Annotated in this window: 12 protein-coding genes; 5 read left to right on the forward strand and 7 right to left on the reverse strand. The window is 52.5% G+C overall.

Annotated features, from left to right (window positions below; translation table 11 throughout):
* Positions 1-64 precede the first annotated feature (64 nt).
* The 7 genes from PPL9_RS11350 to PPL9_RS11380 all read right to left on the reverse strand — a co-directional run bounded on the left by PPL9_RS11350 (position 65) and on the right by PPL9_RS11380 (position 8406).
* Entirely contained in the window at positions 65-1705 is a 1641-nt protein-coding gene (locus PPL9_RS11350; protein ID WP_057462802.1) for a signal transduction protein, read from the reverse strand.
* A gap of 29 nt (positions 1706-1734) precedes the next feature.
* Positions 1735-3324, reverse strand: coding sequence for an FGGY-family carbohydrate kinase (locus PPL9_RS11355; protein WP_057462803.1), 1590 nt, complete (start codon positions 3322-3324; stop codon positions 1735-1737).
* A 285-nt stretch (positions 3325-3609) separates the two neighbouring features.
* Entirely contained in the window at positions 3610-4059 is a 450-nt protein-coding gene (locus PPL9_RS11360; protein WP_057462804.1) for an ABZJ_00895 family protein, read from the reverse strand.
* A 12-nt stretch (positions 4060-4071) separates the two neighbouring features.
* Positions 4072-4965, reverse strand: coding sequence for a GNAT family N-acetyltransferase (locus PPL9_RS11365; protein ID WP_208989313.1), 894 nt, complete (start codon positions 4963-4965; stop codon positions 4072-4074).
* A gap of 135 nt (positions 4966-5100) precedes the next feature.
* Positions 5101-5952, reverse strand: a complete 852-nt coding sequence (locus PPL9_RS11370) for a ChbG/HpnK family deacetylase (RefSeq protein WP_152986669.1) — start codon at positions 5950-5952, stop codon at positions 5101-5103.
* Positions 5861-6844, reverse strand: a complete 984-nt coding sequence (locus PPL9_RS11375; protein WP_057462806.1) for a glycosyltransferase family 2 protein — start codon at positions 6842-6844, stop codon at positions 5861-5863. Before PPL9_RS11375 ends, PPL9_RS11370 begins: the two co-directional genes overlap by 92 nt.
* Positions 6841-8406: a glycosyltransferase family 39 protein gene (locus tag PPL9_RS11380; protein ID WP_057462807.1), complete on the reverse strand. Its 1566-nt coding sequence runs from the start codon at positions 8404-8406 to the stop codon at positions 6841-6843. Before PPL9_RS11380 ends, PPL9_RS11375 begins: the two co-directional genes overlap by 4 nt.
* 560 nt (positions 8407-8966) lie before the next feature.
* Here PPL9_RS11380 and PPL9_RS11385 point away from each other — a divergent pair.
* The 5 genes from PPL9_RS11385 to PPL9_RS33215 form a co-directional block, all read left to right on the forward strand.
* Positions 8967-10244, forward strand: a complete 1278-nt coding sequence (locus PPL9_RS11385; protein WP_057462808.1) for an MFS transporter — start codon at positions 8967-8969, stop codon at positions 10242-10244.
* Positions 10245-10393: 149 nt separating this feature from the next.
* Positions 10394-11317 (forward strand): Fe(3+) dicitrate ABC transporter substrate-binding protein, encoded by a 924-nt coding sequence (locus PPL9_RS11390; RefSeq protein WP_057462809.1) that lies wholly within the window; start codon positions 10394-10396, stop codon positions 11315-11317.
* A gap of 9 nt (positions 11318-11326) precedes the next feature.
* Entirely contained in the window at positions 11327-12316 is a 990-nt protein-coding gene (locus tag PPL9_RS11395; RefSeq protein WP_082596760.1) for an iron ABC transporter permease, read from the forward strand.
* Positions 12316-13368 carry an iron ABC transporter permease gene (locus tag PPL9_RS11400; RefSeq protein ID WP_082596762.1) on the forward strand — a complete coding sequence of 351 codons (1053 nt, stop codon included), beginning with the start codon at positions 12316-12318 and terminating at the stop codon, positions 13366-13368. Before PPL9_RS11395 ends, PPL9_RS11400 begins: the two co-directional genes overlap by 1 nt.
* Positions 13365-13701, forward strand: a 337-nt coding sequence (locus tag PPL9_RS33215) for an ABC transporter ATP-binding protein (RefSeq protein ID WP_208989314.1), incomplete at its 3' end; no start/stop codon positions are given. The genes PPL9_RS11400 and PPL9_RS33215, both read left to right, overlap by 4 nt.

A 13701-nucleotide genomic window follows, 5' to 3' on the forward strand; every position in this document is an offset into this window, starting at 1 on the left:
GGATATCCCGCGGCACTTGCGTGAGTTTGAGCACCACGCGATGCTCAAACTCATTTTCAAAGGCTCAGAGCATGTCCTTCGCAGAGCCTGCGATTTTGACATTAATGCCCTGTGTGAGTGCCTGAGCCACGAATGCCTGCAGCACATCGCGCAGCTTGTCTTCCGGCACATAGGCCACCGTGATGTGGTTGGACTGGTGCCCTGCCATCAGATCGTCACGGCCAACACCATCGAGTGTGCAGTTCATCAATGGCCACTCATAGGTGGTGGCTTTGCGGCGACGCTCGAACTCGTCTTCCGGCAATTCAACCGCATGGCCTGTGCCGATGTGCATGATGACCTGTGTGCCCTCATAATGCGCCCGCGCCCAGAAGAATGCTCCCGCCTTACACTGGCCCGCAATGCTGGAACCGCCTTTGGGGAAGTACATGGCTGGCTGGCGATAGCCTGTCGCGCCTGCAACACCGCCTTTGAGATGTTCAAAGGGAACGGAGCCAGAGATTTCGAAGTCCCAATAGAAGGTGCCTTCATACTCACTGCCCCAGCGCACATCATGTAGCGTGGTTTCTGCTGGCAGGCCCATGGCATCCAGCAGGCGCCACATCATGGTTTGCGGAATAGCAGTGCCCATGTCCACTTCGTTGATGCATGGGATTGGTTTGCCTTCCCAGATGATGGAGCCGTCTTCGTCCGGGATCAGGAAGCGCACTGTTGAGCCGATTGCCCCCTCGGCGAAGTCAGAAGCCGCGCAGCTGTCTTTCAGGCCTTGCTGATACTGCACACCAACGGCAGAGAGACCGAAGCGCGTTGTGAAGCGGGCCATGGCGATCATCATGGCGCATTGTTCCAGCACCTGCTCGCGGGTCAGCTCAGTTGCATCATCGCTGCCGAACTGGAAGGTCATGCCCCGGTCCTCGTAGAACTTCAGGCATTCTTCACGCAGAGACTGAGGCACCTTCTCCATTTCCACCAGAAGCGCAGACTGAGAAAGGCTTTCCAGCGGCATGCCGATATCTGTAAGGGCTTTGACCGGGAAGTAACCGTTCATCATGCCCATGCAGAAGGTATCGAACAGACCAAGGATGGCTTTGTTCTTGAGGATGTACTCGCCTACCTGTTGCCCTGCCTGACCAGCTGGGGTTTGCAAAACCGCATGGTTTGCGGAGACATCTTGCAGATAGGAGGTGTCATGGCTGAGTTTGCCGTCCTGTAGCCATGAGGCGAGGCTTGAGTTGAAGAACTCGTCCTCAAACGACTGGGACCACAGACGGGAATAGTCTACGCCAAGGCTCGTCAAAGACCCTGCCATACAGAGCATGCCGACGAGACCGGGCCATGTGCCATCAAAGTTGGCAAGCAGCAGAATTGGTCCTTTGTGCTTTGCAAGCGATGGCGCGATGTGGTGTGAGTACTGCCATGCAGTGAGCAACACGATGAGCGGGGCTTCCGGATCAATCCGCGCAAACAGCTCCGAGCCTTCTTTTTGCGAAGAAATAAAGCCGTGACCGCGCGCTGCATCATACTCATGGGCACGCTTCATCTTGAAACCTTGTGCGGTCAGCGCAGTTTCCAATCGCTGCGCGTAATCCTCAAAGGTTGGCCAACAAGCGACATTGGCGCTTTCGCGAAGGTCGGCATTGGTGACGACAAGGATTTCCTTGTCTGCTACACAGATAGGCGCTAGGGCCTGTGGCAGGTTGAGCACGTGGTGTCCTCCTGAACTTGTTTTGATAATTAAATGGCTTTTTCCATGAGCGCCTTGTGGTGCTGATGGTTGTCGTAAAGATTGAGGTAGACCTGATATTTGGCAGTGTGGAACTCAGCGGTGCTGCGCACCGGCTTGATGAGACCACCAACACGCACCAGCTTTGCGCTGGCTGATGGAATGTCCCTGAAGTCTCCGCAAGCCACGGCACCCAGAATGGCAGCGCCCAGCGTGACGGCATCGTCTTCTTCCGCCAGCTGAATTTCACGGCCCGTGATGTTGGCATATTCTCTGAGCCAGAGCGGGTTTTTGGTGGCTCCGCCGCACATGAACAGCTTGGTGATGCTGTGTCCGGCCTTCGTCATTTCCTCGATGATATGCCGCGTGCCATAAGCGATGGATTGCAGTGTTGCCAGATAAAGGCGGGCCAGTGCATCCCGACCCGTTTCCAGCGTCAGGCCGGAGACAACGCCCTTTGCATGCGGATTGGCACGTGGCGAGCGGTTGCCGTGATGGTCAGAAAGGACATGAAGGCCGCGGGTCGGGTTCGCTTCCCGCGCCTCCAGATCCAGCACCCAGTTGTTGAGGAGTGCGATCTCGTGCATGCCCTGTTTGGCGGCTTCGGCTTTGAGCTCGTCATAGGCGTCAGATTGCCGGATGGTCCATTCCACCAGAGAGCCAGCTGCGCTCTGTCCGCCCTCGCCTAGCCAGTACCCCGGCAGCATGGCGCCCCAGTACGGGCCCCAGACGCCCGGCACCATGACTGGTTTCTCGTTGACGATCATGTGGCAGTTTGAAGTACCGCTGATGATGGCAAGACCACCGTCCGGTTCTGCCCCAATAAGCGCCAGACCACCTGCGTGCGCATCAATGATGCCAGCTGCAACCGGTGTTCCTGCATTGAGGCCGAGGTCCTTTGCAGCCTGCTCTGACAGACCGCCTGCAGCTTGCCCCAGATCCAGCACTTTTTCCGGTACTTTTTCCGGCAGATCATGCAGGCCAACGGCTTGCAGCATATCCTCCGCAAAGCGGCCTTCGTGGGCCAGATAGTTCCATTTACAGGTCAGCGTACAGGTGCTGGCGGCATCTGCTCCTGTTGCTCTCCAGACCAGATAGTCGGCCAGATCAAAGAAGCGGACTGTGTTGGTGTAACGATCTGGATAATGGGTTTTGAGCCAGAGGATTTTCGGCAGTTCCATCTCAATGGAGACTTCACCGCCCACATACTTGAGTGCCTCATCGCCCGTAGCGTTGATCAGCGCCGTTTCCTCGGCAGCCCGATGGTCCATCCACATGATGATGTCCTGATCAGCATCACCATTTTCAGCGACGGAGACAGGTTTGCCCCCCTGCGCTACGGCCACAAGCGAACAGGTGGCGTCCACGCCCAACGAGCGGATCTCGTCTGCGGACACGTTTGCCTTGGCCATCGCCTCTTTCATAGCCGCGCAAATCTGCTGCCAGATGTCTGTGGAGGACTGTTCTACGAAGTTTGTACGTCCATGGAACTGCTTGATGGGCCGGACTGCGAAGGCCAGTCGCTCTCCATTTTCATTGAACAGTCCTACACGTGCACTTGCAGAACCGACATCAATGCCAGCGTAACATGTCTGTTTCATACGCGGCCTCCCTTTCGACTCGCGATTGTTCTTCTCTCCTGCTAACTACACCTGCTAACTCGTGTTAGCAAGTGCAAAGCAAATGACATTTATGCAAAAATTCTCATAGTGCAGCGTCTCTTAGCGTCAGGATCACCAAGCAGCTTCAGGCTTTTCCCAGGCCTGTTCGCCCTCCAACGACCGCGGGTTCTTTTTCGGGAACACGCAGTGGATGCAGACAGCAAAGCAGGCCGGAGGATGGTTCCGCCAGCCACTGATTTTCAGGATTTGTGTGGTTCAGGAGAGTTACTTCGGCTCTTTCGAGCGGTTTTGTGCATCACACAGAAGACGGGCGAAAAACCCGTAACCGATGCCAAACGCAAGTGCGCGGACCACCAGGTCAATGATGAAGAAGAGCCCCATCTCATCTCCCGCAAAGGACGGGACCGGGCTGAGCGCACCAGCATAATCGCTGCCGGACAGCAGATAGCTGCGCACCATCATGGAAATGGGTATGCTGACGGAGAGAGAGCCGACAAACAGACCCCAGTACACAGAGCCGGTTGGTGCTTTATGTTCGCGGCGCACAAAGATCAGGCTGACCAAAACCACAGGCAAACCGAGCTCAATGAACAGATTGCCCGCTTCTTTGATGCCATAGTGATAGACCAGCACAGTTACAGCCACCTGCACCATCGTATAGATCACGATGAACGAGCTGAGATAGAACCAGAGAGAGCGGCGCAGTTGTGTCATGAGAATTGCCAGTTAGGGGGTGGTCAGCATGCTCTCTTGATCATGAGCTGTGTTTGTTTGCAATGCTCTATGCATCTCATATTGCTGCAGTGTTTTTGTTGCCCCCAGTTTTGACAGGGCCTGCATGATGGTCCCATCCCCTTCATCCACATTAATGAACGTGAGCGCATCTTTGCTCACACTGTCAAACGCAGCTTTGAGCAACGCAGAGGCATGGCCCTGACGACGATATTCCGAAGCCACAGCGATTTGCATGACTGCGCCGGTTTTGCGGGTAAACGCGATATAGGCTGCAAGCTGACCATCCTGCTCAATCTTGTAGGTGGTAACACCCTCAGCAAGTGCGCGGATCGCGAATGCAGTGTTTTGCCAGCTGGGAGCACATTCCCACAGTTCAGCGGCTTTCGTTTCAATCTCAGTCCAGTCAGCGGACACTGGCGTATGCTCAAAGCTCCGTTCAGCGAATGCTGCTTTGTGCAGGCTGAAGCACTGGAAGTTGCGCTGCGGTTGGAAGTCGAGCTTTTCGTAGGCCTTTACGGCTGCCGTGTTGCTGGTGATCACCTCCAGCTGGACGCGATGATAGCCTTGGCGAGCTGCGTGTTCTTCCACTTTGGCAAAGAGCTTGCTCGCAATCCCCTTGCCTCGCGCCTGTGGCACAGTTCCGGTGGAGACTGCGTAGATGGTGCCAGGATAAGCGCCTTGCTTGCCGATGAACCAGAAGCCAACCAGCTGCTCATTGTCGGTGGCCACCCAGGACAAATCCGCGTCAAAGCCTCGAGCCATAATCATCCGCTCAAAATCGGCGAGCGGCATATCCATCTGGATGACATAATCGGAGAACGCCAAAACCATAACCTGATGCAGCTGACTTATCGCAAATTCTGAAGCCCGACGAAATAAAACCACACCCAACCCTCTCACCACACTGAATCACCCGAAGTGACACCAACACCACCTGAATACCCTGAACAAGGGCTAATGCTCAATGCGTTGGTGTGAAGAGTTGGGTCGCAAGCTGTATCCCGCCCTTCGTAGCAATTGTTATCGTGTTGCTTCCGATAGGACACGCATTTCGCGTTCTCGTGATTGAGCAATTGGATCTGGAGTATTTGAGTTAGAATGCGCGACCCCTGGGTGGCACATGCAAACACTATCCTGAGACGCAGTCTGCTGCCATGTTTCCAGCAAGCCGCTAAAATCACTTTTCATCGAAAAATCGTAGATGCCTGCAAAATCCCTGTTATAGCGTATGTCATAACGATCAGCTTGTTTCCTAGACAACCAGCTTAGGTAGTTCAGGAACAATGACTTAAAACGATGAGGTCGCTTCAGAACACCCTTTAGCGGCCCCCCGCACTGCCGCACCCAACCTTTAAACCCAGCAGCATGCAATGCCTTGACGCATGCATTTCGGATTTGGGGGAACAGATGTACATGCTCATGACCATCTACAAAATCGGGAAGACGGCCGAAATCGCGTTGAAAATTCTCAATCTGCGATGCAATCTCTTTCTCGATTTGACAGGTATTCAACTTGCGTAAGTGCGATTTGAGCAAGAGCTGCGGCATTGTTGGGAACGCAGCCCATTCCAAAGCTGAGGATGATGGCTTAAGCCAGTCCCCTGTCAACGTGATATGAAGCCCGATCTGGATATCGGGCCTCTGCTCACTCAGCGCCTTTAAGGCTGTCACGTCCTGTGGCCATGCATCTGTGACCACCATGCACGAGGTGCCTTGAATCTTGTCGTTCTCCAGCAACCACAGAATGCTTTTGCTGATTTCCGAAGTGTAGGCGTAATCATCAGCCACCAAGCGCATTTGCCACCTCGGTTGTTTTGGCGCTTCGGCTATGTTCTTCTGCGACGATGTAAATCGGACGCTGCTTAATTTCACGCAGCATATGTCCAACGTACTCACCAACAACCCCCAGTAAGATCAGCTGAAGTCCGCCTAAGAAGACCGTTGCGGTGAAAAGGGATGAGTAACCAGGTACGTCATTGCCGAGAAGAAGCGAAGATAACACGATCCAGAAACCGTAAAGAGACGATGGAATAGCAATCGCTACACCCAGGAACATCGTCGCCCGCAAAGGCACCGTTGAGAACGAGATAACACCTTCGGACGACAAACTAAGAAGTTTCAAGAAGTTCCACTTGGTGGTACCTGAGATACGCGCTTCTGGCTCATACTCAATCGCACTCTGCTTGAAGCCAATCCAAGTAGAAAGGCCTTTAAAGAAACGAATGCGTTCCTGACAAGCTTTCAACGCTTCCAAAGCACGAGGAGATAGCAGCTTGTAGTCAGCAGCATTTGCAGGAATCTCGAACCTGCTCCCTGCATTTATCAAGCGATAAAAGATCCCAACCAGCTTCTGTTTGATCGGATGATCTTGCCGTTTATTGTGAACCGCATAGACAACATCATTGCCTTCCTCTTTCCAGCGGCGAACAAACTCAGGCAACATTTCAGGTGGATGTTGACCATCACTATCAAGAAAAACAATCGCACCTTTTTGACAGCGTTCTATTGCCGCCACCAGCGCAGCTTCCTTGCCGAAGTTGCGGCTAAAGCAAACGGTTTTCACACTGAACCGGCCACTTGGAAGCTGGTTCATGATCATGGGACTGCCGTCAGAGCTGCCGTCGTCTACGTAAAGAATTTCGATATTTAACGCGAACTGATCAATGAGTTGCTCAGCAACTTTTCCAAGACGTTGGTGAAAGACCTCCAAAGACTCAGATTCGTTAAATACTGGCACTGCAAGTGTGAGGGTGTTTTCACTCATGGTCTTTCTTCCTCACATGTCACAGCATTTGGACCTAATGCAGGTTTCAAAACAGCAATCCAAACTTCAGGGTGTTTTTTGTAGACACGACCATCAGGCATTGGCCAACGGACTTTTTGCGGGTCAGTGACACACATACCAGCAACCTTGGTCTTAGGTTCTTTGTAGTCGACGTAGACCGCGCCTTTGGTTTGTAGATCTTTCTCGTCAATCCACGGGGAATACTTAAGACTTGCCTTTTCAAAGAGTGATGCCCGTTGAGACGCATACCAAGCCACAGTTCCTCCTGGCCAACGACTACCAATGGTGTACTCAAAAGGCTCAGCCTCGTGGTTGTACCAATACTTTTCCACGATCTGAGTTAATGCCGAGCCATCATGCTGCATGCGAGCAGGCTTGCTTTTCACCACTGGAGAAAACACGAATATGCCGACATAAATCAGTACCAGCAGGCCGTACAGGATAGTCCACGAAGCTATGAAGCGCTGTTTGAAAGAACCTAGACCGACATCCAATGAATTGGCTGCAGCACCAATAAGACCTGCAAACACAACACCAAGTGGGATAGACCATGCAGTCTTGATGTCAGCACCAAGTCCCAGAGAGATTGCAGCAATTACAACGACGGGCCCGATAACAGCAAACAAGAATGGATCTGACCATACGTCGTTGATGAGATCACCAACCCGAGCAAACGACACTAACTTCATCCGTTGCCACCCTGTAGCAATTGCAAGCGCAAATAACATTGGAGCAACTGAATAAATGAACTCAATTAGATACTTGATCGGCATCGCAAAATGCAGATACCACGCTGTGCCTTCACTACCAGAACGGCTCATCGCATATTTAATTGGGAGAAAATCAGTATCCACTAGCCAGAGTACGTGGGGTGTAACTGCTATCAGAAACATAGCTACAGCGAGGTAAGGCCCTGGCCGTAAGAGTAGATCTCGACGTCTAAGCAAGACCCATAATGTTGCGCTGATTAGAAACACACCAGCAATGTACTTACCGTACATACCACCAGCACTCACCACCCCAAACATGCCCCACCAGAAAAGGCTATCTTTTTCTTCGGCCTTCAAAAAAGTGAATACCATCCAGCTCCAAAATGGCAGGAAGCCCATATTCACGTTGTATTCGATAGAAGTTAGTGTCGTGAAGTGCGTCAGGAAAACAGCAAGAACAGTATATCCGCAGGCTTTTGCTCCATATCGCTCACGAACGATGAGAAGGACCGGAATAATCGCCAGGATGGTGCAGATTTGAGAGCTGGCGAATACAATCCAATCCGAGCGCCCAAAGAACCTTACAACAATGTCAATCATCCAAGCTGACATTGGCGGGTGCTTAAAGTACCCCAGTTGCCATTCTTTACCCCAATACAAAGACTCGATTGAATCCAAAGGCAGGTTGCTAGCAAATATCGCTGATATCGCTGTGTAGAGCACCAGATGCGCAGTTAGTACTGCCAAAACGAGCCAAACTGATCCGATGTTAACCCGAGCAAAAATACTTTTGTCCGAAGCGAACTCTGACTTGATGTAATCCGTGTCCATAACCACCAAAAAGGCTCAGCCCCGCAGCAGCAGCCCGAGGCATCCCTAAATTCTCTTAAAAATAGCAATTTCAGTGGGTACAACTAACAAATATATTTTCGAATCTCCACGTTCAATTCGATATCTGGTTGGATTATCAGGCAAGTCGCAGTACCCTGTGTTCTTTCGGTATCAGCTTATGTAAATAAGTTAAATTAATTCATTGAAATAAGTAAGTTGCACCGCATTCACTGAGCATAATTAATTATTTAAAATACCCACTATTTCTATACATCTCCCTACTGATACGAGATCTTTAACTAAGACGTTATTCAAGCCAACAAAATCAGAACACTTCCATTGTCCTTCCTTGCTTCAGAGTTTTAGAAGAAAGTCACTTCCTTCCAGCTTTCCATTACTAGTTTCCGTGATTGTTCTCGCTGTTTCGTGAAAAGGTGTTCTCAAGCAGGGTGGTAGGTATAAAGCTGTCGCGTTTTTGGGGGAGTTGTGCTCTTATCCTTCCTGGTGTTTTTCGGGGTAAGTATTTTCGGGGATACTTGCCCAGCTTCCGGGTCGTTGCCATGCGTCAGTTTCTTCTTCCTATCGCCTCTTTGCTTTTGGGCTCTGCCTTCCTGTTTTTTGCCGGTGGTGTTACCGGTATGCATTTGCCGCTTAGAGGTACGTTTGAGGGCTTCTCCTCTCTTTCTCTCGGTCTGTTGGGGACTGGCTGGGCAATTGGGTATGTGACTGGCTGCCTGAGTGTGCCGAAGATCGTGCAGCGGGCGGGGCATATTCGGGCCTTTGGTGTGATGGCATCTTTGGCGTGCTTGTCAGTTCTGGCCTCCTCTTTGATGGTTGATCCCATTGCATGGATTGCCTTTCGCTCCGTGGCAGGGTTTGCCTTTGCCGGGGCGGCCATGATCGTGGAAAGCTGGTTGACGGAACGCTCGGACCCAAGCAATCGCGGGGTTGTTTTTGGCACCTACACCATGGTGAACCTTGCTGCGACCACGGGTGGGCAGGTGGTTCTTTCCATGGGTCCGATTGATGGCTTCGAGTTCTTTGTGATTGCCTCCATGTTTTATGTGGTGGCGCTTATCCCGACAGCTGTCACGCGCACCCCTGCTCCGGCTCCCCTTGCACAGGTCAAACTGGATATAAGGCGGCTGTGGCGTAACTCTCCCGTTGCCGTGGTTGCTGTTGTTCTGACTGGCGTTTCCAACGGCAGTTTTGGAACGTTGGCGGCGGTATATGGCGGGAAAGTTGGACTGCCGATTGCCAGCATCACGTTGTTTGTGAGTTCATCCATTTTGGCTGGCGCCTTTGCGCAGGTCCCAATCGGCATGATCTCAGACCGCACGGACCGCCGCTATGTTGTGATTGCGATTGCTGTGGTTGCTTTGGCTGCGGACTCCATCTTCTTGTTTGCAGATACCAGCAGTGCCAACATGGCCATTGCTTCAGCTGTAATTTTTGGCGCTGCGATTTACACGTTCTACCCGGTGCTGGTTGCCCATGCGAATGACCATGCAGATGCGGGGGATGCGATGCAGACCAGTGGTGGTTTGTTGCTGATGCTTGGTGTGGGGTCCATGATCGGACCATTTTTGGGCGGCGTGTTGATGAGCGTTTTCGGGTCCATCGGCCTTTTCATGTCCACGTTTGCAGCCCATGCGCTTATTCTTGCCTTTACCTTATGGCGCCTCACACAGCGTTCTGCTGTTGCTGAGAGCGAGAAGAGTGTGTTTGTGCCTTCTACGCCAACGCGCACGGCCACACCGCAAACGATTATTCTTGCTGATGAAGAAGTTGCCAAGGAGATGGAAGTGGACGAGCTGTCAGAACAACCTTCGTCTTAAGTGGTTATGCGCAGGCATTTGCAGGATGTCTGCGTTATCGAATAAATATGAGGTAAAAACTCCTATTTAAACTTGACTATAATTATCAGGTATACAATAGCTCACTCTACAACCTTTGCTATTGCCCGTCCTTATGAGAAGTCAAGCCGATGAAAACCAATCTTTTCGCAGCCGCCTTCGCTGGTGCCCTTTCAACTCTTGTTGCCTTTGGAGCGTCCGCGCGTGATGTAAAACACGAGCTGGGAACCACCACTGTTCCTGATCAGCCTCAGCGTATTGTTGTGCTGGAATATAGCTTTGTTGATGCGCTTGCTGCCGTTGGCGTTGCTCCTGTGGGTGTGGCGGATGATAAGAAGCGTGAGCGCATCATCAGCGCCTATACGGATAAGATTGGGCAGGACTGGGTTTCTGTTGGCACCCGTAAGACACCAAGCCTTGAAGTGATTGCATCCTTGGGTCCAGACCTGATCATTGCCGACAAGACCCGGCATACAGCCGCTTATGACACGCTTTCTGAAATTGCACCGACGGTTGTCTTTGACAGTCTGGGTGGTGACTACCCTTCTGCAATTGCGCAGCTGGAAGCGATTGGCGCTGCCGTTGGCAAGGCAGATGAGATGAAAGCCCGCGTTGAAGTGCATAAAGCCAAAATGGCTGAAATTGGTGCGCAGTTTGAAAAGGCTGGCGACTACAAGATCCAGTTTGGTGTGACCAACGCAAAGGGGCTTTGGCTGCATTCCCCAGTTTCCTACAATGGCTCTTTGTTGAAAGGCTTTGGCTTTGTCAGCGGTATGAAGCCAACCAAGGGTGCGGTTTATGAATCTAACTACGTGAAGACCTCTCTGGAGCAGCTTTCTGCTGTGAACCCGGACATTCTCATTCTGGGCCGCTACGCAAACCCAGCCTTTGCGGATGGCTGGAAAGGCGAAGCGCTTTACGAGAACATCAGCGCTGTGAAAAACAACCGCGTGTTTTACGTGGAAGCGCATGTGTGGTCTCGTCTGCGCGGCATGGTGGCAGCAGAAATGACCGCCAATGACCTGCAAAACATTATGAAGCAAGTTCAGAACTAAGCCACGCACATGCCACTCACTGCCATGTACTGGAGCCTTATGGGGATGGCGCTGCTCGGTGGAGCGGCGTTATCCCTTGCCACAGGTGGCCGACAAGATATCGGGTTTCTCCAAGTCCTGAATTCGGTCTTTGCTCAACTTGATGAGCAGAGCCTTTCCATTGTGCGCGATATCCGCGCTCCGCGCACTCTCATTGCCGCACTGATTGGCGCAAACCTCGGCCTAGCCGGGCTTTTGCTGCAAGCCACAACGCGCAATCCACTTTCCTCTCCGTCTATCCTTGGCATCAATCAGGGCGCTGCTCTGGGCATCGCCATCGGGCTGGTGTTCCCCTCGCTCGTTCTCTTCAACATCGACACCATGGCGGTGCTGGGTGCTGCCTTTGCCGGTGGGCTAACTCTGACGCTTGCAGGTGGCCTGAAGAGCACGTTAAGTGCGCTGCGCCTGATCCTTTCTGGTGTGGCAGTCAGCGCTCTTGCGTTTGCATTGGTGCGGTTCACTTTTACGCTGGATGATGAACTTGCCCTCTCCGTGATCCAGTGGACCACAGGTGACATTGCAGATGTGCGCTGGAAACAGGCAACGCCGCTGCTTGTCTGGTGTCTGGCAGGTGGCCTCCTGACGTTCTTCATGTCGCATAAGCTCAACTTGATGGCGCTTGGCGAAGCAGCCTCAAAAGGGCTTGGCTCTGATCCACGGTTTACGTTGCTTTTCGGTATTTTGCTCGCGGCAATCCTGACCGGTGTTTCCGTTTCCGTTGCCGGACCTGTGATGTTTATTGGCCTGATCATTCCGCATGTGTGCCGCGCTGCCTTTGGCACAGACCATCGTGTACTGGTGCCTGCGGTTATGCTGTGTGGTGCCACCTTGATGCTTGTTGCTGATGGCGCTTCCAAGCTGATCAACTTCCCGGAGGAAACTGCGGTGGGTGTGGTTTCAGCCTTGATTGGCGCGCCCTACTTTTTGTACCTGACCATCACGGCCAAGGAGATTGACTGATGAGCATGCTCTCTGAGGCCTCCGGCGCACAGTGGCGTACAGATTTTAAAAGCCACCGGAGCACCAAAGCCTTTCGTGTCCAAATGCTGCTGTTGTTTGCCTGCGTCTTTGTCAGCATGCTCAGTCTGGGTGTGGGCGCGGTTAACATCCCGCTGGATGTGATTTTGAACAGCCTGTTTGATCTGGATGGCCAAAAGCAGACCTATATTATCTGGAAGTCACGGCTTCCCCGTGTGTTGATTGCCTTGCTGGCCGGGGCAAGCCTTGCTGTTTCCGGTGTTATTGTACAGGCTATCATTCGCAACCCTCTGGCCAGCCCCAAGATCATGGGCATCAACTCAGGTGCTGCACTGGCTGCTTTGGGCACAGTAATGTTCCTGCCCAATGTGCCCGTTACTTATCTTCCTTTTGCTGCGGCCCTTGGCGGCATTGTTGCTGCGGTGGTGGTGTTGTTTGCAGCTCATCTGCGCCAAGTCTCCCCTGCCCGTCTGGCTCTGGTTGGCATTGCCGTTGGCATGGTGTGCGATGCAGGTGTTGATTATCTGCTGGTGACAGCCGCTACGCTGGAAATCTCAAACCCACTTGTCTGGCTCACCGGCTCCCTATGGGCTCGTACGTGGGTGCATGTGCAATCGATTTGGATGCCACTTGTGAGCCTTTTGGGTCTGACTATGGTGCTCTCCTATCAACTGGACCTGCAACAACTGGGAGACCAGACCGCCCGCGGACTAGGCCAAAGCACGACTAAGATGCGCCTTTTATTGCTGGGCGTTGCAACCCTGCTTGCCAGTATCTCCGTTGGTGTGGTTGGTGTGATTGGCTTTATTGGCTTGATGTCACCGCATATCAGTCGCTCTCTTGTTGGAGGGCGACATCGCCTTTTGCTGCCAACTGCTGCTCTGGTGGGGGCACTTTTGGTTGTTCTGGCCGACGCGGTTGGACGGGCTATTGCGCCGCCGCTTGAAGTCTCCGCAGGTATTTTGAGTGCAATGCTGGGCGCTCCTTACTTCATCTGGATCATGAGCCGCTCACAAAAAGGACAAAGCACATGAGCATCGTTCTTTCATACGTCACCTCCGGTTACGAAGAGTTCATGCTCAAGGGCATCAATCTCACCATTCAAAAGGGCAGCTATGCCGCTTTGATCGGCCCGAACGGTTGCGGCAAGTCAACATTGCTGAAAACCATCGGCCAGATCAACAAGTTAAAGAGCGGCACTATCACCGTTGATGGCGAAGCAATCCATAGCCTGCCTGCCAAAACGGTTGCACGGCAAATTGCATTTTTGCCGCAAAGCCCTGTGGTTCCAACTGGCATCAATGTTGAGCAACTTGTCGGGTATGGCCGTGCGCCTCATCAATCACTCCTGGGTATTCGCAGCCGGC

This window comes from Pseudovibrio sp. POLY-S9 (assembly GCF_001431305.1).
In the GTDB taxonomy this organism is placed as follows: domain Bacteria; phylum Pseudomonadota; class Alphaproteobacteria; order Rhizobiales; family Stappiaceae; genus Pseudovibrio.

What these genes read in the sequence shown, in the direction of transcription:
- PPL9_RS11360 (WP_057462804.1), bottom strand. Translation starts at nt 4,059, where the DNA reads ATGACACAACTGCGCCGCTCTCTCTGGTTCTATCTCAGCTCGTTCATC.
- PPL9_RS11385 (WP_057462808.1), top strand. Translation starts at nt 8,967, where the DNA reads ATGCGTCAGTTTCTTCTTCCTATCGCCTCTTTGCTTTTGGGCTCTGCC.
- PPL9_RS11395 (WP_082596760.1), top strand. Translation starts at nt 11,327, where the DNA reads ATGCCACTCACTGCCATGTACTGGAGCCTTATGGGGATGGCGCTGCTC.
- PPL9_RS11380 (WP_057462807.1), bottom strand. Translation starts at nt 8,406, where the DNA reads ATGGACACGGATTACATCAAGTCAGAGTTCGCTTCGGACAAAAGTATT.
- PPL9_RS11390 (WP_057462809.1), top strand. Translation starts at nt 10,394, where the DNA reads ATGAAAACCAATCTTTTCGCAGCCGCCTTCGCTGGTGCCCTTTCAACT.
- PPL9_RS11400 (WP_082596762.1), top strand. Translation starts at nt 12,316, where the DNA reads ATGAGCATGCTCTCTGAGGCCTCCGGCGCACAGTGGCGTACAGATTTT.
- PPL9_RS11355 (WP_057462803.1), bottom strand. Translation starts at nt 3,324, where the DNA reads ATGAAACAGACATGTTACGCTGGCATTGATGTCGGTTCTGCAAGTGCA.
- PPL9_RS11375 (WP_057462806.1), bottom strand. Translation starts at nt 6,844, where the DNA reads ATGAGTGAAAACACCCTCACACTTGCAGTGCCAGTATTTAACGAATCT.